Consider the following 22,394-nt stretch of genomic DNA (forward strand, 5'->3'; position numbering starts at 1 on the left):
CGAGAGGGCGGTTCAAGATTTCTTGGGCGGGTGGGGGACTTTACTCGTGACGAACTCCTCGTGGCTAAGCTGGCCATTGCCATCTTGGTCGCGGGCTTTGAACCACGCTTCCGCATCGGCTTGGCTGCGCCCTTTGCTGAATTCTTCCCAACTTAACACACCGTCTTTATTGGTGTCTTTTTGGAGGAACTGCTTCTCCCGGCTTGGGTCATTCTGAGCGGTGCCTTTTTGACCTGCTTTTTTCTTGGGAGCACCCGCGAGAGGCAGGGGTAGGTAGTCGTAGTCCAGGATCATTTTTTCCTGGAGAGCTTCTTTGAGCTGCTGCTCCACCTCCTTCATATCTGGTTGTCCCGCCAGATTGCGCAATTCATTGGGGTCCTGCTCCAAGTCATAGAGTTCATACACGGCACGAGGGCTAGTGAACCACAGGGTCTCAAACTCAGACGCCAACTCCTGCCCTTCATGAGCTTTCACGATGTCCTGCCAACTCGGATCACCGCCGCTGTCCACCGGAGCGTAACGATGACTCGGCGTGACGTTATAGATGAGCTTGTAGCGGTCACTACGCACGGCACGGCTGTAGTCCACCCCTGAAGCATTGACGTTCTCATTGAAGGTGGCACTGCCATGAGGGCCGCGCTCTGCAAAGACGTATTTCCGCGCTTCGTAATCCTGCCCACGCAGCAGCGGCAGGAAACTCTTTCCAGAGATTCGGTTAGGCACTTTCACCCCCGCAGCTTCTAGGCAGGTCGGTGCCACATCTTCACCCGAGAGCAACGTGCTGGATTCCCCACCCGGCTTCACGACTCCAGGCCACCAAACGAAGAGAGGCACATTCAGGCCTGGATCATGCAGGTTCCCCTTACCACTCGGGAAGGCCATGCCGTTATCACCGGTGAAAATGATGAGCGTGTTTTCCAAACCGGCGCGTTCTTTAATGATGTCCAACACGCCCTGAAAATCGCCATCCATGTGTTCGATCTCCCCCATGTAGCGGGAGAGATCACTGCGCACGCCGGGCAGATCGGGCAGGAAGCCGGGCACCTTGACCTTGGCCGGCTCTGGAGGATTCTCGCCAGTATCCCAGGGGTGATGCGGATCGCTAAAGTTCACCCATAGATAGTAGGGCTTGTCTTTGGGACGTTGGTTGAAGAATTCCTCCATCGTCTTTGGGATCGTCGTCTGGCCCGTAGAGTCCACATAGTCGAAACGTTCCTTGAAAGTCTGGAGATGATTCGCTTCAAACACCCGTGAGCTCACGTCAGGTCCACGACCCGAGCCATCCAGGTGATAGCTGCGGCCCAGCACCCCAACGAAGTAGCCCGCCTCCTTTTTCAGGATCTCTGGATAAGTGATCTCATCCCTGGGCAAAGGTGAGCTGAACCGGGTGATCCGACAGGCGACTGGAGAACGCCCCGTGAGAAAGGTGGCACGCGAAGGCACACACTGGGGAGCACCCGTGAACATGCGGCGGAACTTCATGCCCTCAGCGGCGAAGCGATCCAGGTTCGGCGTCTTCATCTCGCTCTGTCCATAGCAGCCCACGAAAGGGTAACTGTGATCATCACTGAGGATGAAGACAATGTTCGGCAGGGGCTGAGATTCATCCGCACGCGTAGGCATGCTGGCGATGACAGCCGTCAGACTAGCCAGGACAAGGAGGGATGACAAACGCATATGGCCCCTGTGAACGCAGGTCAGGCTTCTGCATTTGCGAGAAAAGCACAGCATTTGTATTTTGTGGCAACGCATGCTGACCTCTCTTTCTCCCACCTTCCCCCTGGTGCCACTCAAGGCTGCCGTGGCGGAGTTGGCTGCCCATGGGGTCTTCGTGGGCACTTCCTCCTGGAAATACCCGGGCTGGCTCGGGCTTCTGTATGATGAGCAGCGTTACATCCACCGGGGTCGGTTCTCCGAAAGCCGCTTTCAGAAAGATTGCCTGGAGGAGTATGCTCAAGTCTTCCGCACCGTCTGTGTGGATGCAGGATACTACCAGTTTCCCTCCCCGCAATTCATCAACGACCTATGCAGCCAGGTGCCCGAGGGCTTTCGGTTTTCCTTCAAAGTGACGGATCAGATCACGACGAAAATATTCCCCAGTCTCCCACGTCATGGCAAACGTGCAGGGCAGCCCAATCCCCACTTCCTCGATGCCGATCTCTTCAAGCAAGCGTTCCTGGCCTCATGCGCTCCGCATCGGGATAAGATCGGCGTACTCATGTTTGAATTCAGCCATTTCCATTCCCGTGATTTTCAACGTGGTCGCGACTTTGTGGAGGCACTGGATACCTTCTTGGCTCAACTCCCCAAAGGCTGGCAATATGGCGTGGAGATTCGCAACAAAACCCTGCTGCATCCCGACTACTTCGCCGTGTTGAGGAAGCATCATGTCACCCACGTTTATAACAACTGGACCCGCATGCCGACCGTCGGGGAGCAGATGGACATTCCTGACAGCCTAACTTGTGATGAGTTCAGCACAGCCCGCTTTCTTCTCAAACCAGGTCGAACCTTCGAGCAAGCCGTGGAGGCTTTTAAGCCCTACACGGAGACCAAAGAAGTAAACGTCGAAGCCCGAGCCTCGGCAGTCCGGCTGGCCCGCAAGCTCATGGTCAAAGGTAAGCCTTGGCCCAGCTTCTTATTTTTCAACAATCGCCTGGAGGGTAACTCACTCTTCACCCTCCTGGCCATTCTGCATGAATTGAATCTCTTCGGTCTGCAACCTGCACCCCCCAAGGATCCAATCGCCTGACACGTTGCCTGATCTTTGGAGACAAGCCCAGAAGTGCATTGACCTTAGCTTCACAAGCTTCGTATTCTAAATCTCTATGAAAGCGATTTTCCACGTCTTGTTCATCAGTCTTCTCGCCTACGCCACCGCTCATGCGGATTGGGTTGTGGTTCAGAAATCCACCACCGACGGCCAAACCTCCGAGTCCACCCTCCAAATCAAAGGCGACCAAACTCGAATGGATCAGGGTAAAGAGATGAGCGTCATCGCCAACAGCACTGCGGGCACATCGGTCATGCTGATGCACGCCCAAAAGGTGATGATGAAAATGGATGCCGAATCCGTCAAGAAACTGATGGCCCGGGCTGGGGCTGCCCTGGGAGGCAATCAACCCGCTGCCGCTCCCACAGCGACCGGCCAAAAGGAAAAAGTCGGGGAATATGACTGTGAGATCTACACCTGGACGGGAGCCTTAGGCACCGGCAAATTCTGGATCGCCAAAGACTTCCCTAACTTCAAAGACCTGAACACAGCTCAAGACAACCTCATGAACGCAATGGGTAACCCCGCTGCAGCGCTCATGCCCAAGGCCTCTGACTTCGCCGGCATGGCGGTCAAAAGCGAGCTGCAAATCATGGGCAAAACTGTGACCTCGGAATTGGTGTCCGCCAAACAAGATCCCGTGGATGAGGCCGTCTTTACCATTCCCACAGATTATCAGGAAATGAAGGTGCCTGGTCTCTAAGCCCCTTCGTCATGGGATTCTATTCGCTTTTCATTGCCAGCGGTCATCGCACCGCCGTAATAGGGTGGAAAGAGAATGCCCCCTACCCCCTCTGAAACCCGCCTGCCAGATGACCATCCTGCCTGGAGAGACCTGCGTCCTCTGGGCTATGAATGCGTAAAGTGGCAGCGGGCTATGAAGGTGCTACAAGCGCGTCATCGCAAAGGACGGTTGGGAGAACCCCTCACAGCCTTCCTCAGTGCATGGATGCCTGAAGCTGAGGTGGATGACGCTATGCCCGAGCCCTTTGACCTTCTCCTCAGCGATCAAGGGTTGATCTCTCCAGAGCTGCCCCTCCTTGGCCAGCCAGTCTGGCAGGCCCTGCTGCATCTCCCGGCCCTGCAGGATTTTTGGACAACTGAACTCCGCGCCAGTGCCTATGCCCATCTGCTGAAAGCCGTGCCGCACTCCTGGTGCATGGACCCCACTCCCCTACCTCCTGGTAGCGTTATTGCGGGATTGGACATCGTGGATTGGGGGGAACTACCTCTCCGTGAGGCCGAAGGGCGCACTTTCCAGCGCCACGAGCTAGGACAGAACCAAGTTGTTTTGACCGAGACATCGGCGATAAGTGCAGGCTGGCGCGCCCGCTATGCCCTGCGGGACGGCGAGATCACCCTTCAGGAGGCTTTTGAGCTTCCCTCTCCCAGCGCCGGACCTAACGTCTGATCTGCTGCTTTGACGACTGCCTCCATTCCAAAACCTGCCGTCCCAGTTTCGCTCCTGGGCCTGACCCCACCCGAAATCACTTCATTGATGGCGGAGATGGGTGAGCCTGCCTTCCGTGCCAAGCAGGTGATCGAGTGGACTTTCACCAAACGCGCCGAGAGCATTGAGGCGATGTCGAATCTCTCCAAGGCTCTGCGACAGAACTTGGCTGAGAAATTCGTCACCCGCACGATGAAGATCGCCACCGTGACGGGGTCCAAGGACACCACACGCAAGTTTCTCCTGAAGCTGCACGATGGCCGGTTTGTGGAAACCGTGCTCATCCCCGCCAACCCCGCCCTGTATGGGGAAGCTTCTGACCGCCACACCCTCTGTGTCTCCAGTCAGGTGGGCTGTGCCTATGACTGTAAATTTTGCGCCAGCGGTCTGGCCGGATTCACCCGCAACCTGACGGCTGCCGAGATCGTGGAGCAGATCGTCCAAGTGGAAGCCTACGCCCAAGAGCGCGTGGATAACCTCGTCTTCATGGGCATGGGTGAGCCCCTGGCGAACTATGGCCATGTCACCAAAGCCATTGAGATCCTCAATGCCGAGTGGGGCATCGGCATCGGTGCCCGCCACATGACCGTGAGCACCAGTGGTGTGGCTCCGCAGATCAAGAAACTGGCGGACTTCCCGCTTCAGATTCGCCTCGCCATCTCCCTGCATGGAGCCAGCGACGAAGTGCGTAACAAGATCATGCCGGTCAACCAAAAGTATAACCTCGATGAACTCTTCGCGGCTTTGGCTTACTGGCGCTCCAAACGCAAGCAGCACATCACCTTTGAATACATCCTCATTCAGGATGTGAACGATGGCATTGATCAAGCGCATCGCCTAGCCAAACGCGCCAAAGGCCTGGAGGCCAAAGTCAATCTCATCCCCTACAACACGGTCGAAGGCCTGCCCTGGGTGCGCCCGACCGAGAAGCATCAGGATGAGTTCCAAGACGTGCTGCTGAATGCCGGGGTGAAAGCCACCCTGCGCCGCGAGAAAGGTCACGACATCGCCGCCGCCTGCGGTCAACTCCGCCTGCGCCAAGAAACCGAATTGGGCATCATCGAATCCCCCATTCCAGCCAAGCGCATCACGATCAGCGCAGGAGCGTGAGGGTGGGAGAATGCTGGATCGGTGGATGATTGGATAGCGCCGGGCCCTGAGCGTTATCGTTCCCCGTTGTCCAGAGATATCACCTTGAGTCAGCGATGGCAGATCCCCGCGGTCCCAAGAATCGTTCGGCCGCAGCCGCCTTCCATTCAACGGATGCTCCCCTCCCTTTCCCGCCCCCTTCCCACGATTCTCAGATTCGAGATTGAGTTGCCTTTATATTTTGGTAAAGTTGAATGTCTTTTTTGCTGAGTTAATCCTCGCTTCCCGAATTCCATGGCTGCTGAACTCGCTAAATCCCGACCTGCCCGTGGCCGCGTGCAGGAGAAAGAAAGCCCCTGGAACGACGCCATCGGTATCGCCATGCTTGTCCTGGCGGCCATGTATCTCTTGGCGCTCGTTTCGTATGATCCCATGGATCTGCCGAGCTGGTTTTGGCTTAGCGTCACGGATCAACCGAACGCGGTGGTGAAAAATTTCGTCGGGCGTTTCGGGGCCATGGGGGCCGGTTTATCCCTGTATCTGGCCGGGATGGCGATTTACCTTTTACCCATCAGCATGACTTGGTTTGGCGTCTGCAAGCTGGCATCGAACCTGAAAGTCACGGGCCGCTCCTGGTTGGGCGTGGCTTTGATGGTCATCTCCATGGCCGCGATTTTTGAGGTGCAGGACATCCTCAATCAACGGGATAACATCACCCCGCTAGGCGGCGGTGGCGGCTTCGGATATCTGATTGGTGGCAGCATCTTAGCCAATCTTCTGGGCAGCGTCGGCTCCACCGTGGTGCTGGCGGGGGTTTACGCCGTCGGCTTTTTCCTGGCCAGCGGCATCCATCCACTCCAGGCCATCCAGGATATCCGCATGGAGATCACCCAGGCCTGGGAGACTTGGCAGATCCGTAAGGAACTGGCTGCCCGTGGAGTCGAGCCGGAGACCTCTGCGGTGTCTGCCTCCCCCTCACGCCGCCGAAAAACCACAGCGGACAAAGCCGATACCGTGCCGGCAGGCCCCTTGGTCACGCCCGAGCTAGGCCTGACCTTTGAGGCTCCGAAACCCAAAATCATCGACTCCTCCGCCAACCGCGAACATACCGAGAACAAGGACAAACCCCGCCTCTCGGAAGTCTGGGAAAAGAAACGCGCCCAAAAGCTGGAGCAGGCCCCGCATGGCACCTTGGGCAGCTTAGCCGTGCGCTTCAAAGACTACAAACTGCCGGAGCTGGACCTCCTCTCCTGGCCCGATGAATCTCAGCGGAAACCGACAGACACTCGTGAACTCCTGGCCATTCAGGAGACGATCGTCAAGGCACTCGCCAGCTTTAACGTCAAGGTGGAAGCTGGCGACATCACCCGCGGCCCTTCCATCACCCGCTACGAAGTGCGACCTGTGGACGGCCTACGTGTGGCCCGCATCGCTGCACTGGATGACGACATCGCACGCGCTACCTGTGCGGAGAGGATCAATATCCTGGCTCCTATCCCTGGGAAGGACACCGTCGGCATTGAGCTGGCCAACCGGGACAAAGTCGCCGTGCCTATTCGTGAACTTTTGGAAGATGAAGTCTTCGCCAATGGCAAGGCCAAGCTGCCCATTGCGCTGGGGAAAGATGTGTATGGCAAGACCATCATCGGTGACCTCGCTGCCATGCCGCACCTCCTGGTCGCCGGGGCTACAGGATCGGGTAAATCCGTCTGCATCAATGGCATCATCACCAGTCTGCTATGCCGGTTTGCCCCAGATGAACTGCGCTTCATCATGATCGACCCCAAGGTGGTGGAAATGCAAAACTACGCCGACCTGCCCCACCTGGCCTTGCCCGTGGTAACCGACCCCAAAAAAGCCCTGCTCGCCTTGCGCTGGGTCGTGCGGGAGATGGAAAGCCGTTACCAAATGTTTGCCCAAGAAGGCTGCCGAAACTTCGAGACCTTCAACAACCGCAACCGCAAACGAGCCGCCGCTAACGAGGCCCGCAAAGCCGCAGCGGCTGCCGCCCAGACTGTCATCCCGGCCAATGAAGTTGAGACGGAGATCGAGGCGGACATGGAAACCGAAGCCGCTCCTCCACCCCCACCTTCCCGCACACCACGCAAGGCCGCCGCAGGTAAGGATGACTCCCGTGTGTCTGCCGCCTTTGCCAAAGCCGCCGCCGCGGCGGATCACCTCGTGGATGGCACCACCCCACCCTGGGATGACATGGATCAAAGCAATGAGGCCGACATGGATGTCGAGACCGACGCAGATGCTGAGAATGAAGCCACCGAGCTGCCCGTAGATCAGCACGGCAACTGGATCGGCGATTCCCTCCCGCCTCAACCGAAGGTGCGCAGCCAGGAATTCATCATCCCGGATACCCTGCCCTACATCGTCGTTATCATCGACGAATTGGCCGATCTCATGCAGACTGCCCCGGCGGATATTGAGGTCGCCATTGCCCGCATCACCCAAATGGCCCGTGCCGCTGGCATTCACCTCATCGTGGCCACCCAGACCCCACGTGCCGACGTCATCACCGGCGTCATCAAGGCCAACATCCCCACCCGCATCGCCTTCCAGGTCTCCAGCGCGCTGGACAGTCGCGTGATCCTGGATCGCAAAGGTGCTGAGAATCTCGTCGGCAAAGGGGACATGCTGTATGTGCCCCCCGGTGGTGCCCAGCCCATCCGTAGCCAGGGTGCCCTCGTCACCGACGATGAAATCCACGCCGTGGTGGAGCGCTGCGCAGAACAGGGCAAACCCATCTTTGACGTGAAAGTGGATGACGAGACCGGCGAAATGGGCGGTGACGACGACGATGATAACGGCGGTGTCAGCAGCGAGGAGGAGCAAACTTTGGAGCGTTGCCTTGAAGTCATCCGTCAGGAGAAAAAAGCCTCCACCAGCCTATTTCAGCGCCGCCTCAAACTTGGTTACGGGCGCGCTGCGCGCATGATGGACATCCTCGAAGATCGCGGCATCATCGGCCCAGGCGAGGGTGCCAAGCCGCGCGAGATCCTCGTGGATATGGATATGATTTGAACTGGAATAGAGCCATCAGAGCGGGCCGTGCATGATTCCCTGCAAGGTCTCATCAAGGCGTTGGAAGAGGTCGTGATGGCGCGAAAAGCGAGAGAATCGGATGCCGTGCCGCACTTTTCAAAAGCGATGGCTTGAAAAAAATCTGTCATTTTCGGAAAGTCAGGCACGCGGTGCGGTGCACCTTTGCGAACAAAGTTGGCGACAAAGGCGAACTTGCGCCATACTGCGTGTCCTGAAACACCTGTCATGACCGAATCCGAAGCGACTCCCGAAGAAACACCAACGCCAAAACCCGCTGGGCTGGTGGACCTTTCTGACCTGCGCATGATGCCCGCTTGGGTTTCAGGCATGAGCGCACCTAGTAACCTCAATAAGTTTGAGGACCGGGAAGAGCGTCGACCACGCCGCGAAGGTGGCGGTGGGCGAGATCGTTTTCAGGGTGATCGCCGTAGTGGTCCCCCACCACGCCGTGATGGGGGTGGTTTCGTCGGTGGCCAAAACCGTGATCGTGGCGAGTTCCGTCCGCGCCGTGATGGCCCACCAGGGCAAGGCCCCGGTGGCCCCCGCAGAGATCGTGATGATCGAGGTGGTCCTCGCCGGTTTGGCGATCGGGATCGTGGTCACGGAGATCGCCCACAACGCGAGTGGGTAGAAATCCCAAAGGATATCAAGGTGGTGATCGAGCCCGAGGACAAGTCGTCGGAGGCCTTGGCCAATCACATCCGCACCAGCGGGCATGCCTTCAGCATGTTCGATGCCGCTCGCCTCGTGCTAGCGGAAGGAGATCGTTTCCACGTCCGTTTCACTTGTGCTGCCGAACGCCCAACGGGCCTGTTTGTAACCCAGGCCGATGGCGGCCTTTTCCTGAGCCGCGAAGAAGCGCTCAGCCATGTCCTGCGCGGCGCCGCCATCGATTCTTACTACAAGATCGAAGAGGTGGAATTGGAAGAGCCTAAGGGCGACTTCAAGAGCATCGGCGTTTGTGGCCTCACTGGAGAATTGCTTGGCCCACCGAGCCACCACAGCTATCAAAGCACCCTGTTGCGTCTGCATCGCGAGCGCTTTGCCCACATGTCTCTGGATGACTACAAGCGCCGCGTGCGCACGGAGGTGAATCCTGACCTCGTCGCCCAGTGGAAAGAGAGCCAGAAGAAGGGTCAGCGCTGGATTTACATCAAAGATCAACCGGAAGATGCCGAGCCGGTGGTGCTCAACAGCCGTGCGGAAATGGAGGCCCACTTCCGCCGCACGCACAGTGAAGATGCCGTCATCGAAGGGCGTGAAGTCGTCATCCCCGGCAGCCAAGAGAAAGGCAAGCTCACCCACATCCTCGGCATCATGATGCGTCACGCCGTGGAAGGCGCGCGCAAGCATCTCTTTGAAATGTCTCAGAAGCTCGGTGGCATCTTCGAGCGCCGTGGCCTGAAGCTCTTCAAGCGCCGTGCCGGCAAGCTCTTTGTGAGCCGAGTGAAGCCTCGTGCCGTGGACCCAGGCGTGGTGTTTTCTGAGCGAGTTTCCAAGATCGTCGAGGTTTTGAAAACCACTCCGGGTATGCCTCTCGCCAAGCTGGTGGAATCAATTGTGCCAGGCGCAGCTCCGATCCCCGAAGGCGAAGCCAAACCCCAGCTTTCTGAAGAACAAATCTCGGTCCTCAAGGACCTGCGTTGGCTGACCAATGAAGGCTATGTCATCGAATACAGCGATGGCATGGTGTTTTTAGGCGTCCAGGGAGAGCCTCATCCTGCGAAGGATAAGGAACCCCCAGCCAAGGACAAAGCCATGTCAGAAACAGCCCCAGAACCCACCGCTACGGCTCTCACCGCATTGCCCGACAACGAGGAGAGCAACGGTGCCGCTGAAGCCGCCACAGCTACAGATGCGACTCCATCCGAAGTAGCCGCCGACGAGGTTGAAGCCCCAGTGGACGATGAAATTTCCGGCTTCGGGGCTACCGAAGGTTTCACCATCGAATCTCTGGAGGAGATCAATGAACCTGTAGAAGGCCCTTCCACCGACGATCTCGATCCCGAAGACAGCGTGCAAGACCTCGTCCAAGGTGAAGATGGCCCGGAAGCCGTCGGTCGGAACCAGATCAACGATACCGCTGCGCCGGAAATCGAACCTGAAGAAGACACACTCGAAGAGGAGCCCATCGCCCCAGAAATGCCTGTGGTGCACGATGACTCCAGCGATGAAGAAAAGGCTAACTGAGGTCACTTCTCTCACAGCTTTATACCCCAAGGAGTGACGGCAGCCTGCCGTCATGTTGAGGTCAGAGTGGCTTCACGCCTTGAAGGCACACTCCAGCGATATGGTCAGCACACTCTGTGTGTGCGGGATACCGCTCCGGAGTCTGAGCGAGACGTGATTTCCTCCAATCCTGAAATCTCCCAAGCTCCAGACATCCCTTGGCATAGGCTTCCGGAGTTACCGTCTCGTCTGGCTTGCCAGGTGGCGCTCCGCCCACGGAGGGTCCGGGCCACTTTGAGGGGTCACTCCTTGCATTCGCCCTGATCGTATTGGATCATGCAGGTTCATGTCCACCCCCATCCTGCCGACCGATCAGCCGCCGCTCATGCACCACGCCGTGGAGGAGGCGGTTCGTCTTCTGCAATCGGGCGAGGTTGTCGCCCTGCCCACTGAAACGGTCTATGGACTGGCGGCCGATGCGCTGAATCCCCAAGCCGTCGCCAAAATCTTCGAAGCCAAGGAGCGCCCAACCTTCGACCCGCTCATTGTCCATCTACCGGACAAGAAGCTGCTCGATACCGTGGCCGAAGTCCCTGAGGACGTAAAAAAGGTGGTGACCCGTTTGATCGAACGCTTTTGGCCCGGTCCACTGACCCTGCTCTTGCCAAAAAAACCGTGCGTGCCTGACCTCGTCACCGCAGGCCTGCCCACCGTGGCGGTGCGGGTGAGCAACAACCCAGTTTTCAAACGTGTCGCCCAGGCCCTGAACAAGCCGATTGCCGCACCGAGTGCCAATCGTTTTGGCTCCATCAGCCCCACCTCGGCCAATGCCGTGCTAGCAGAGTTGGATGGCCGTATCCCGCTCATTCTGGATGGCGGTGCCTGCCTGCATGGCCTGGAGTCCACCATCATCAAGGTGGAACCCGGCACGCCCAAGGCCCTCATCACCGTCCTGCGTCCAGGACCGATCACCATTGAGGATCTGAAACTGTATGCCAAGGTGCAGCGCGTCACCAAAACGCTCTTGGATGAAGCCAGCGAAGCCCCCGGCCAGCTCGCCTCCCACTACGCCCCACGCACGCCGCTGCGCCTGCTCAGCAAGCCCTCGGACTTCACCCCTGAAGAAGGCAGGCGCTACGCCCTCATGAGCTATCGCGGTGAGGAGAAAGACGGCTATGTTGATCTGGCCGATTGGGAGCAGATGATGATCCTCAGCCCGGGGAATGGCAAGCTGCCTGAGGCGGCCGTGCGTTTCTTTTACGTGCTGCGTGAGTTGGATAAACTTGGTGTGGATGAGATCATCGCCGAGCCGATGCTGGAGCACGGCATGGGTGCGGCCATGATGGATAAACTGCGCCGCGCTTCCGTTCGTCCTTCCCGTTAGGCCATGCCCATCCTCGCCCTCGAATCCTCCTGCGACGAAACCGCCGCGGCCATTTGCACGCCGGAGGGCACCCTGCTGGCCTCACGCATCGCCTCCCAGGCGGAGATCCATCGTCGGTATGGCGGCGTGGTGCCGGAGGTGGCCTCGCGCAATCACATCCTGCATGTGCGCCCCTTGGTGCAGGAGGTTTTGGAAGAAGCTGGCCTAGCTCTGGGCGAGATCACCGCCTTTGCCGCCACCAGCGGGCCGGGGCTTGTGAGTTCCTTGCTCATCGGCACCAGCATGGCCAAGGCTCTGGCGGTGGCCGAAAAGAAACCCTTCCTAGCCGTCAATCACATGGAAGGCCACCTGCTTTCTCCCTTCATGGGCGGGCAAGGTCCTGTGCGCCCCAGCGTGGCCCTCATCGTCAGTGGTGGCCACACCATGCTCGTGCAGGTCAAATCGGTCGGTGAATACATTTTGTTAGGCCGGACGCGCGATGATGCAGCGGGCGAAGCCTTCGACAAAGTGGCCAAGATGATCGGCCTGCCCTATCCCGGCGGACCGGAGATCGATAAGCAAGCGCGCCAGGGGAACCCACGCGCCTTTGCCTTTCCACGCAGTTTCATGGATGGGGAGAGTTTGGAATTCAGCTTCAGCGGACTCAAAACTGCGGTGCTCTACGAACTGCCCAAGCTGAACTTGGAAGACCCGACCGTGTTGGCCGATGTCTGTGCCAGCGTGCAGGAGGCCATCATTGAGGTTTTGGTGGAAAAACTCGTCCTCGCAGCTCGCCAAACCGGTGAAACTCTGGTGACCGTCAGCGGTGGCGTAAGCTGCAATCGTGGTCTGCGGGAAAAACTGATGGCGCGCTGTGAGAAGGAAAAGCTCACACTGCTGCTCGCTAAACCAGACCTCTGCACAGACAACGCCGGCATGATCGCTTATGCAGCCTCGCAGCGCTTTCAGTTAGGCCAAAGCTCTGCCCTAGAAGCGGATGTGGACCCGAATTTAGCGCTGGTTTGATGTTATGGCCAAGCCCAAGTCTCTCGCCGCCACTCGCATTCGTGCTGAAGTCATCCGGCTAGTGGGCCTGATTCCTGGCGGCAAATTCACCACTTACGGTTCCATTGCCATTCACATGAACGTCGCCGCGCTGCACGTCTCCAGCGTGATGAGTCGATTGACGGACGAAGAATCGAAGACCCTCCCGTGGCATCGGGTGGTAGGAGCCGACGCACGAATTAGCCCCAAGATGAACGCCGAGCTTGCAGTCCTTCAACGAAAGCGTCTGGAACAAGAAGGATTTCACCTCGATGCCCAAGGATACATCCAGGATGCCGATTCACACTTCCACGTCGTCGGTTTACGCCGAAGCATTCGCTGGAGCGATCCCTGAGCGGTAGCGCCTAACCAAAAACGCGTTACCTCAAATCACCCCCGCATCGTGAAGACCTCGACGTAGGAGGGCCTTACCGTTGGTTTCGATCACTTCCCCATGACCGACGATGACGCGGTCAAAATCCTTGGCAAAAATCTCAGTCATGGAAGCCTGAAATGCCGCCTTATCCTTGATGCACAGCTTGAAAATACGGCTCATCCCGGGATAACGGCGAAACCCGGCGATGTAGCGATGGAAGAAACGGTTCCAGCCGCGCTCATCAGGGCGGAAGTTAAAGACCAAATCCGCCACGATGAGGGTGCGGCTGGGAAGGTGGAGAATAGCATACTCCTTCAGCATCGGAACCCCCGCGATGGGAAGCACCTCCACCTCACCCGCCCACTCAGGAGGAGCAGGTAGGAGTGGGAGAGTGGGAAAATCCACCACGTCTGAAAATCCCGGGGGACCGAGGAACGGCACTTCTGGAAAAGCTTTCTTTCCGTCAGCGGCATAGGTGTCATGAAGCAACATCGCCTCCATCAACCACCCCGGCTTACCCAAGCTGGAGATATCCGCCACTTCCTTGGCCGAAAAAGGGGCCATGGAGTGAAGGATCAGGTGGCCTGAAGCCAGACGAATCAGAGTAACGTTACGTCCATGCTGCGTGCCCAACACGGATAGCGGATAGGTGAGTAGCCAGAGGTGATCAGAGATTTGTTTCATGCGAAGCGGGCTAAGAAGATGAGAAACGGTGCGCAGAATCATCCGTTCTTATCAGTTAATCTCCTCAGCTCGCCCAAGTGGTCTTATCACCCCGTTAAAGCTAAAACGCCAAACGTCGCCGAGCGTCATCCACTCACCCTTGATCCAAACCCGCCTCGCGGTAGCGGCGAGAGACCTCCACATATTTGAGGGCGAGGCGAGCATTGGCGGCCTTTTCTTCCTCCGTCAGGGAGCGCACCACCTTGGCAGGAGAGCCCATCACCAGGGAACCCTCCGGGACGACCATGCCCTTGGTCACCAAGGCCCCCGCAGCGACGATGCTCCGAGCACCAATGACGGCTCCATCCAAAATAATGGCTCCCATGCCCACCAAGACCTCATCGCCGACGGTGCAGGCGTGCACCACCGCTCGATGACCGACCGTCACCCGTTCGCCCAGAATGCAGGCATGATCATCACTCACATGGAGCACACTGCCATCCTGCACATTGCTTTGATCGCCAACGATGATGCGATTGATGTCTCCCCGCAGGACGCTGCCATACCAGACGCTGGACTCTGTTCCGAGCTCCACAGCCCCTACCACGATCGCCCCTGGCGCGATGAATGTGGAATTTTGCACGATAGGTTCAGTTCCAGGGATGTAGAACTGTTTGAAAGGAGAAATGCTCATGGAATCCGCATAAATACAGGGGTTCAGGCGATTTTTATGTTTGACGGCGCGAGAGGCTTAGCGTCTTAATCGCGCTCAATTCCGCTTATCACCAAGCGTGGATAGCCTCAACCTCGAACTAGAACCACACCAGCACCAACATGAACAAAGCTCAACTCCTGGAACTCGTGCAGAAAAACCTGGGTCCTGACACTTCCAAGCGCGCCGCTTCGGACGCTCTGGAAGCTGTGCTCGAAGCGCTGGCCAAGGGCATCAAGAAAGAAGGCACGGTGCAGCTCATCGGCTTCGGCACTTTCAAGGTCGCCAAGCGTGCTGCGCGCACGGGCCGCAATCCTAAGACCGGTGAATCCATGAAGATCAAGGCGTCCAAGAACGTCCGCTTCGTGGCCTCCAGCGCACTCAAGGGCTCCCTGTAATTCGGCAGAGATTCCTGGTGTCTTTGACACCCATAAAAAAACCCCGCGGCAATATCAGCGCCGTGGGGTTTTTCTTTGATTCCGATGCTTGGCGTCAAGCTGTGGTCAGTACCTTAAGCGAGCACGGGAGCATTGCCCTCACGCATGCGGCCACGATACTCCGTGGGAGATTCACTGGCGATCCGGCGGAAGCTGCGATTGAAGTGGGACAAGCTCTGGAAACCTACATCATAAGCCACTTCGGTGATGCGAGCGGCGGGTTTCATCAGCATGCGCTTAGCTTTCTCCACACGAGCACGATTGACGAAGTCCGTGAAGGTCAGGCCTGTAGCGCGCTTGAAGATTTTGCAGAAGTGGAATGGGCTCACATTCACCGCACCTGCCACTGCTTCCAGCGTCATGGGCTCAGCTAAATGAGCGTGAATGTAGATCTTAGCATTGCGCACCGCCTCAGGCTCATGCACGGCATGGGCGAAGAGGAGACGATGGGCGCTTTCACCCAGTTGAAGCGCAAAGGAGCAAAGGATGGCGACAGCAGCGTCATAGCGTTCAGGCTCCATCACGGGCACCTGATGGAAGTGGACCTGAGCGGACCGCACGTCATCCGCCGAGTGATTGTCCTCGAGCAAAGAAGCGGCCAGGGGCGCGAAAGTTTGCGCATTCGCAGGCTCCAGACGCACACCGCCAGTCTGGAGGAGGGCGACAGGGTTTTTACCGACACGGACCGGAACCAGAGTCTCCACGACACCGGAGATGGTCTTGTGGGTTTCCACCTTCTCGACAAACTCCATGTCCCGCTGAGCGCGCAGGGTGAGGGACAAGCCTGTCAGGGTGTGATAGGCATGCTGGTAACGTTGGAAGAGGTCACTCTCAGCGAGGGTTTCGATGAAACGCTGACGTCCGTTGGCCTGAGAAGTTTGGGTTTGCATAGGTGTGAGTGGTTTGCTTGACACCCCGATGCTAATCTGCGCCGCACTTCTCCTCTATTGGGGTCAGCTACGGCACAAACCATGATGAACCACCGCAAGACCCGCATAGTGGAATCCATTACTACCCGCCTTCCCTGGCTTTTTACACCTTGGTCCGGCTCTCCACCCACTGCACGGCGTAACGCACCAAGGCAGCGCCATCGGTGATGGCGAGCTTGTCTTTGATATGAGCGCGATGAGCCTCCACGGTGCGAGCACTGATGCAGAGCTTTTCAGCGATGTTTTTGGTGGCGACCCCTTGGCCAATCATCTCCAGCACTTCCAGTTCACGGTCGGTGAGCGTGTCCAGGCTGGCAACAGTCTTAACACGCTGACCGGTCACTTGCTCCAACATGCGGCTGGCCATGCTCTCGCTCACATAGATACCACCGGAGAGGATCTTGCGCACTGCGGTGATGAGGTGATCGGCAGCCGCTTCTTTCATGATGTATCCACGCGCGCCAGCCCTGAGGGCACGCTCGCCATACATCGTCTCATCATGCATGGAGAGCACGAGGCACTGAGTGCCCGGATGCATGGCATGGATGTCTTTGAGCAGCTCCAGGCCGTTTTTATCAGGCAAAGTGAGATCGATCACCACGAGGTCGGGCTTGAGGGTGCCTACGGCGTCCAGGCCTTCTCGCGCACTACCCGCCTCACCACACACTTCCAATCCCTCCTCCGCACGGATGAGCTGCGCCAAACCATGACGCATGATGGGATGATCGTCGATTAACAATAAGCGTTTCACGATTTTTTTCGAGCCGTCGCGCTTTTAGTTTCGCCGAGCGGCACGCAGCAGCGGACGACGGTGCCGCCGAATTGATCATGCTCAAAGCTGAGCATACCGCCCACCATGCGCGCTCGATGGGTCATTGTCAGCAAGCCCATGCCGGTGCTCTTCCCCGAGATGTTGTCGGGAATCCCCACCCCATTGTCCCGCACACTCAGCGTGAGCTGTTCTTCATCCTGGCCAAGTGTGATCTCGATACGCTCAGCATGACTATGTTTGATTGCATTGGCCACAGCTTCCTGGGCGATGCGGAAAATCTGAGTGGCCATGGTGTTATCCGTGACCTGCACAGGCCGCTCGCAGCGGAAAGGACAACTCACTCGAAAGATGCGTTCCGTGCCTTGGGCGAGATCGGCCAGAGCCGCCATCAACCCTTCCGAATCCAGCACCACAGGCATCAATCCCCGAGACATCTCGCGAGCGCGCACATTGGCCTGAGTAACGAGTCGGACGATCTCTTGAAGATTCTCCGCCTCGGGATTGCCACCGCGCTGAAGTTGTTGATGAGCCACTTTGGCCAGGCAGCCAATGGCAGCGAGTTGCTGGCAGAGATCGTCATGAATGTCCTGACCGATGCGATGCTGCTCAGCCTCACTGATTTGCAGGATCTTTTCTTCCAGAATCTTGCGGTCACTCAGATCTCGGATGATGCCGGTAAAAACGCGGCGACCATCCGGCAACACAGCCTCACCCACGGAGAGATCAATCGGGAAAACAGTGCCGTCTTTGCGCTGCCCCACGGCTTCACGGCCTATGCCAATGATCTTCTTCACCCCTGTATTCAGGTAGCCCTGCACATAGCTATCGTGCTTCTCCCGGTAGGGCTGAGGCATGAGCATGCGGATATTTTGGCCCACCATCTCCTCTCGGGTATAACCAAAAATTCGCTCCGTGGCGCTATTCACCGTCTCGATGATGCGATGCTCACTCATCGTGATGATTGCATTGACGGCGGTCTCCAGGACAGCGCTGCTGCGTTTTTCGGAGGCGACGAGAGCTTCCCGAGTGGCGTGGAGTTCGGTAACGTCTCTTCCCATGCAGAGGATGCCCGTCACATGGCCATCGGCATCTTTGATGTCAGAGTGAATCCACTCCACATGGCGACAGCCCCCATCCTTTTTCAAGAGAGGTTTAATGTGGCTATGACTGCGATCTCCACCGATGCTACCTCGACACAGGAGGGCTGCGGCAGCGCGGTGCTCTTCCGGCACGAAAGTCTTCACCCAATCCTGTCCTTTGACATCCTCGCTGGCGTAACCCGACAGAGCCTCCAGCCCTCGGCTCATCCACTGAATACGCCCGCGGGTGTCCAGCCCCATGACCAGCATGCCTGAGTGATCCATCAGGCTTTGAAGGAGAGCTGGGTCAGTTACGGGAATCATGTCGTCATCGTCATGATCCCCAGCATGGTGATGTCTGTCAAGGCAACCGCCCTTTCCACCACAGCCTCCTTTGCAGCCGCAGCCCGTCTGTTGCCGATTTAAAGAGGGAGCAGGAGCTGGCGCGGACATAGGCAAAAGGGACAACAGGTTTATTCAAGGTGGCTGTCGCTGAAGCCTTCGGGCTTCACGGCGAGGATGGAACAAGGGGCATTCGCCACGATTTTTTCAGCGGTGGTGCCGATCAGCAATTCTCGCAGGCCCGTCTTACCACGGGTTCCCAGCACCACCATATCGGCATGGGTCTCTTGCACATGCTCCAGAATGGCCTCGCGGATGTTCACCCGCTCCAACACGATACCGCGCACAGGAACCTGAGGTCGCTCGGCCTTCAGAGGCTCGAGAAAAGTCTCTAGATCCTGTTTCCAAGCTTCCAGCGCCTGCGGATCCGTGCCCATGGGCATCGGCGTGACGATGCCGCCGTAATCCAGAGACATGGCCAGGGCAGACTGATACACATGCAGGCAGTCCAGCGAGGCCCCATCTTGTTCAGCCAGCTGCAGGGCAATGCGGACGGCTTTGCGCGAGTTATCTGAAAAATCCACGCAGGTAGCCAGATGCTTGAAGGGACCGCAGGCATCTTCTCGCACGAGCAGCACATCCACCGGAGCTTTCCGCACGCACTTGGTCGCGATGACCCCCACTCGATCAGGATCATTGCGAGAACCCTTGACGCCCATGACCAGCAGATCCGCTTGGTGGACTTGGCAAGCCTCTGACAACTCCGCAAAGGGATGTCCGATGCGGACTTCGATCTCGATTTGAGGCGTGCCGAGACCAGCTTCCTCGACAAATTTTCGCAGACGCTCCTGCCAATCCGCCCGGATGCTGGCTTGATCGGTGGAAAGAGCGCGCTTGAGCTCATGGGCCAAAAATTCGTCCATGACATGCACGGCCGTAAGAGACGCCTGTGATGCTGCGGCAAGCCGGACTGCCTCCCGCAGGGCGTTTCTGCAGGAGGGGGTGAAATCAATCGCCGCGATGATGTTGGAATACGCTTTCATAGGTATCTCCTCGTTAGAGCTTAAATTGTGAGACCCATTCTCGCCTCTCCGCGTTTGGTTTGTTCTGAGCGCACCTTGCGCCCCTCACGCAACAACGCCGACTGCGGCTGGCACCGGAAGCTCCGTTTGAGACACGAGACGAGCCCGTTTTTCCAGGCTGAAAGTCAGGGCCACGAGGCTGAGCGTGGCGACCGAACTCAAAGGCATGAGCACGGCTGCGACCAAGGGGCAGAGATGCCCCATCACCCCCATGGCCACCGTAACGAGATTGTAGCCCACTGAGAAGGTGAACACGCGCCGCGTCGCCCGGCGGTGCAGGCGCGCTATGTCCAGCAGTCCACTGACGAAGCGCAAGCTGTGTCCGAGGAAAAAGAAATCCGCCTTTTGCTCCAGGAAACTACGCCCGGTCACTGGGCTACCCGCACAAAGCGCTGCATCGAAGGCAAGACTGTCATTGGCCCCATCGCCGATGTAGAGCGTGTCGTGGCGATCATGCTCCGCCACCCAAGCGGCTTTTTGCTCGGGGGTCATGCCCGCGTGCCAAGCGTCCTCGCCCAGGGCCAGTTGCTGGGCAATGTGAGCCACCTTGCTTTCGCGATCCCCACTGAGGATATACACGCCGAGAGCTCGTCCTTGAAGGGCGCGGATTTCATCCACGGACTCACCTCGCAGTTCATCCCGAAACCGAAAAGCAGCCGCCACTGCCCCAGCTTTGCTAAGACAGGCATCCCCTTCCCAACCACGCCCTAGAAACCACTCCTGGCCTGCCTCGTCGGTGAAGTGCAAGCCCAAGCCGACTTCCTCGCGCACTTCGGAATCGGGCCTCAGTTCACCGGGTCCAGCCGCATCGAAGAGACTGCGGCTGACCGGATGCAAATTACCCGCCACCAACGTGCGCAAGGCACTCAGGCTCTCGGCATCAAGGCGTGCTAAGGCCTCGGGGTTTTCCAAAACAGGGTTCTCCAGCGTAAGCGTGCCGGTCTTATCAAAGACGACACGTCGCACACGCATCAATCGCTTCCACAATCCGAGGCTACGCACAAAAACCCCCATCTTCTCAGCGCGTGACGCGGCCAACTCCTCCGCTAGCGGAACGGCCACACCGAGAGCGCAGGGACAGGAGACGACGAAAATGGAGATCATCACCTGAAGCGCAGCCGTCATCCCGGCCCCACGTAGAAGCCAGAGAGCTGCTCCGGCCATACCGATGACGACCACGATCGCCAAATACCAACGCAGAAGCCGCTCTAGACGCAGGTCTCGGAATTCGCCTGGGCGCCTCGCCTCCAGCAGCTTGCGCAGGGTGCTGTCCTGCCAACTTTCCAGTGCCTCCGCCTCCAGCGTGCGCGAACCGATGTTCAGAGCCCCAGAGGGCAGCATCTGGCCCGCCTTCCGATCCTGAGCTTCACTTTCACCATTGATCCACTCCAAGCTCACCGAAGCATGTGGACTCGTCAGACGGCAGGCCACGGGCACCGATTGAGCGGGTTTGATCGTGAAAGCGGTGCCGGGTTTCAGCGCCTTGAGTGAGATGGTCTTTCCACCTTCCACCAGCGTGACGCTGTCGGGGATGGAGGTATCTCGCATCAGCTTGCGGCGATTCCTCTCCACCGCCGCCTGCTGCGCCCAGCGCCCGACGAGCATAAGGAAGATGAAGATGGCGACGAAATCAAAATACTTCAGCCCCTCGACTCCGAAAACCCACCCACCAATCGACCCCACATATGCGGCGATGATGCCCAACGCGATCGGCGTATCAATGTGCAGTGCGCCCATGCGCAGCCCATGCCAGGCTTTCTCAATGAAATAGCTCCCCCCCACCAGCATGGCCAGCGTGGCGGAGGCGGCAGCGATCATGTCAAACCATGACGCAAAAGCAAAATCGGCGGGCATCCCGAAATAAGCAGGCAGAGAAAAGGCCATGGCATTCATGGCAAAGGCCCCGCATACCCCCATGCGCCGCTCCAATCCTGAAGCCTGCTTCCTTTCCTCTCCTTCCACAGGTGGACCGACTAGATATCCAAAGGCTTGGAGATCTCTCGCGAAGGCGACCGGATCAAATCGGGCCGGATCGTAGCTGAGCAACATCTCTCCATGCACGAGATCCACGTTCACTCGCAGAGCCCCGCTATGGCGTGTGAACACCTTCTCGATCAACCAGACACAACCCACGCAGGAAATACCCTGAAGAGCGAGACGCAGCTCCCCGGGAGGCTGAGCGATCTTGGCTAGATCCGCCAGCCACTCATAGTCGCGCTCCCGCAGGCTCTGGGGGGAAACAGGGGGCACTGAGAGGATGCCCTTCAGATCATAAAAGTGGTCCAACCCCTGCTGATGCAGCAGATCGAAGACATACTGACACCCCGTGCAGCAAAAGCCGTCGTCCCGGTTGGCGGGAACGGGAGAACCGCAGTGCTTGCAGGAGGCTGGGGATGACATCGGCACAAGCTGCCGTCAGTCCGCCCAGAATGCTGTGCCGGACTTGGCCATCGCAGCCCTCCCATTGTGCGTATTAACGAGGGGATAAATGGATGAGTAGATAGCGGGAACCGCAAGCCATGGCCTCCGGTTTTCCAATGATCCAATAGGCCGCCTATCCCCCTCCCAAGGAAAATGAAAAGTGGGTCGGCCTTCATAAGCCGGATTTTGTGCTCTCAGCCTTACGGCCTCCAGCGTGGTCATTTATCTGGCGCTGCCTTGCGGCAGCACCCCCTGCTTGCGCAGAGTGCGACTATTACCCGGAGTTATCCGCCCCCTTTCGGGGACTTGCGGCCAGGCGGGCCATTTCTCCTGTTCTGTCTTGCACCGCATGGGGTTTGTCATGCCTCCTTCATTGCTGTTGGAGCGGTGGGCTCTTACCCCGCCGTTTCACCCTTACCCTCCATCGCCAGAGGCTTTGGAGGGCGGTTTGTTTTCTGTGACACTTTCCATTGCGCCGGGTTGCCCCGGAGCCTCCAGCGCTTGCGCGCGGCATGCTGCCTTACGGTGTCCGGACTTTCCTCTCGTCCGCGAATCCCGCAAGCGAGACCCCGACGAGCGACCACTCCGGCCGACCCGCCGTCATGATAGAGACGGGCGGGGCATTCGCCAAGCGGAATT

The 22,394-nt window shown here is 58.1% G+C and carries 18 protein-coding genes and 1 other RNA gene; 10 read left to right on the forward strand and 9 right to left on the reverse strand.

Features of this window, described 5'->3' with window-relative positions; translation table 11 throughout:
- Positions 1 to 12 precede the first annotated feature (12 nt).
- Positions 13 to 1,677: a sulfatase-like hydrolase/transferase gene (locus B5D61_RS03470; RefSeq protein WP_078811910.1), complete on the reverse strand. Its 1,665-nt coding sequence runs from the start codon at positions 1,675 to 1,677 to the stop codon at positions 13 to 15.
- A gap of 73 nt (positions 1,678 to 1,750) precedes the next feature.
- Between B5D61_RS03470 and B5D61_RS03475 the strand changes: the two genes are divergently transcribed.
- The 9 genes from B5D61_RS03475 to B5D61_RS03515 all read left to right on the forward strand — a co-directional run bounded on the left by B5D61_RS03475 (position 1,751) and on the right by B5D61_RS03515 (position 13,297).
- Positions 1,751 to 2,752 carry a DUF72 domain-containing protein gene (locus tag B5D61_RS03475; RefSeq protein ID WP_078811911.1) on the forward strand — a complete coding sequence of 334 codons (1,002 nt, stop codon included), beginning with the start codon at positions 1,751 to 1,753 and terminating at the stop codon, positions 2,750 to 2,752.
- A gap of 76 nt (positions 2,753 to 2,828) precedes the next feature.
- Entirely contained in the window at positions 2,829 to 3,476 is a 648-nt protein-coding gene (locus B5D61_RS03480; RefSeq protein WP_078811912.1) for a DUF4412 domain-containing protein, read from the forward strand.
- 75 nt (positions 3,477 to 3,551) lie between these two features.
- On the forward strand, positions 3,552 to 4,184 hold the full coding sequence (locus B5D61_RS03485) for a hypothetical protein (RefSeq protein ID WP_139373035.1): 633 nt from the start codon (positions 3,552 to 3,554) through the stop codon (positions 4,182 to 4,184).
- Positions 4,185 to 4,193: 9 nt separating this feature from the next.
- Positions 4,194 to 5,333, forward strand: a complete 1,140-nt coding sequence (gene rlmN / locus B5D61_RS03490; protein ID WP_078811914.1) for a dual-specificity RNA methyltransferase RlmN — start codon at positions 4,194 to 4,196, stop codon at positions 5,331 to 5,333.
- Positions 5,334 to 5,606: 273 nt separating this feature from the next.
- Complete coding sequence (locus B5D61_RS26605) at positions 5,607 to 8,345, forward strand: DNA translocase FtsK (RefSeq protein ID WP_078811915.1); 2,739 nt, start codon at positions 5,607 to 5,609, stop codon at positions 8,343 to 8,345.
- Between the two features lie 246 nt (positions 8,346 to 8,591).
- Positions 8,592 to 10,556: a hypothetical protein gene (locus tag B5D61_RS03500; RefSeq protein WP_078811916.1), complete on the forward strand. Its 1,965-nt coding sequence runs from the start codon at positions 8,592 to 8,594 to the stop codon at positions 10,554 to 10,556.
- A gap of 325 nt (positions 10,557 to 10,881) precedes the next feature.
- Complete coding sequence (locus B5D61_RS03505) at positions 10,882 to 11,919, forward strand: L-threonylcarbamoyladenylate synthase (RefSeq protein WP_245846445.1); 1,038 nt, start codon at positions 10,882 to 10,884, stop codon at positions 11,917 to 11,919.
- A gap of 3 nt (positions 11,920 to 11,922) precedes the next feature.
- Positions 11,923 to 12,924: a tRNA (adenosine(37)-N6)-threonylcarbamoyltransferase complex transferase subunit TsaD gene (tsaD, locus tag B5D61_RS03510; protein WP_078811917.1), complete on the forward strand. Its 1,002-nt coding sequence runs from the start codon at positions 11,923 to 11,925 to the stop codon at positions 12,922 to 12,924.
- A 4-nt stretch (positions 12,925 to 12,928) separates the two neighbouring features.
- The gene (locus B5D61_RS03515) at positions 12,929 to 13,297 is read left to right on the forward strand and encodes an MGMT family protein (protein WP_078811918.1); all 369 of its coding nucleotides are present in this window, start codon (positions 12,929 to 12,931) and stop codon (positions 13,295 to 13,297) included.
- Positions 13,298 to 13,327: 30 nt separating this feature from the next.
- On the opposite strand, the gene B5D61_RS03520 is transcribed toward B5D61_RS03515, so the two are convergent.
- Positions 13,328 to 14,002 carry a hypothetical protein gene (locus B5D61_RS03520; protein WP_139373036.1) on the reverse strand — a complete coding sequence of 225 codons (675 nt, stop codon included), beginning with the start codon at positions 14,000 to 14,002 and terminating at the stop codon, positions 13,328 to 13,330.
- 133 nt (positions 14,003 to 14,135) lie between these two features.
- Positions 14,136 to 14,675 carry a gamma carbonic anhydrase family protein gene (locus tag B5D61_RS03525; protein WP_078811920.1) on the reverse strand — a complete coding sequence of 180 codons (540 nt, stop codon included), beginning with the start codon at positions 14,673 to 14,675 and terminating at the stop codon, positions 14,136 to 14,138.
- Between the two features lie 140 nt (positions 14,676 to 14,815).
- On the opposite strand from B5D61_RS03525, the gene B5D61_RS03530 reads away from it, so the two are divergent.
- The gene (locus B5D61_RS03530; protein ID WP_078811921.1) at positions 14,816 to 15,091 is read left to right on the forward strand and encodes an HU family DNA-binding protein; all 276 of its coding nucleotides are present in this window, start codon (positions 14,816 to 14,818) and stop codon (positions 15,089 to 15,091) included.
- A 113-nt stretch (positions 15,092 to 15,204) separates the two neighbouring features.
- On the opposite strand, the gene B5D61_RS03535 is transcribed toward B5D61_RS03530, so the two are convergent.
- The 6 genes from B5D61_RS03535 to rnpB form a co-directional block, all read right to left on the reverse strand.
- Positions 15,205 to 16,020, reverse strand: a complete 816-nt coding sequence (locus B5D61_RS03535; protein ID WP_078811922.1) for a helix-turn-helix domain-containing protein — start codon at positions 16,018 to 16,020, stop codon at positions 15,205 to 15,207.
- 142 nt (positions 16,021 to 16,162) lie between these two features.
- A complete protein-coding gene (locus B5D61_RS03540; protein WP_245846447.1) occupies positions 16,163 to 16,810 on the reverse strand; it encodes a response regulator transcription factor in 648 nt (215 codons plus the stop codon).
- The gene (locus B5D61_RS03545) at positions 16,807 to 18,234 is read right to left on the reverse strand and encodes a PAS domain-containing sensor histidine kinase (RefSeq protein WP_176159205.1); all 1,428 of its coding nucleotides are present in this window, start codon (positions 18,232 to 18,234) and stop codon (positions 16,807 to 16,809) included. The genes B5D61_RS03540 and B5D61_RS03545 overlap by 4 nt, the downstream gene beginning before the upstream one ends.
- 149 nt (positions 18,235 to 18,383) lie before the next feature.
- On the reverse strand, positions 18,384 to 19,295 hold the full coding sequence (locus tag B5D61_RS03550) for a universal stress protein (RefSeq protein ID WP_078811925.1): 912 nt from the start codon (positions 19,293 to 19,295) through the stop codon (positions 18,384 to 18,386).
- A gap of 84 nt (positions 19,296 to 19,379) precedes the next feature.
- Entirely contained in the window at positions 19,380 to 21,734 is a 2,355-nt protein-coding gene (locus B5D61_RS03555) for a heavy metal translocating P-type ATPase (RefSeq protein WP_078811926.1), read from the reverse strand.
- A gap of 178 nt (positions 21,735 to 21,912) precedes the next feature.
- Positions 21,913 to 22,352, reverse strand: an RNA gene (gene rnpB, locus B5D61_RS03560) — RNase P RNA component class A.
- Positions 22,353 to 22,394 lie beyond the last annotated feature (42 nt).

The organism is Prosthecobacter debontii, assembly GCF_900167535.1.
Classification (GTDB): domain Bacteria; phylum Verrucomicrobiota; class Verrucomicrobiia; order Verrucomicrobiales; family Verrucomicrobiaceae; genus Prosthecobacter; species Prosthecobacter debontii.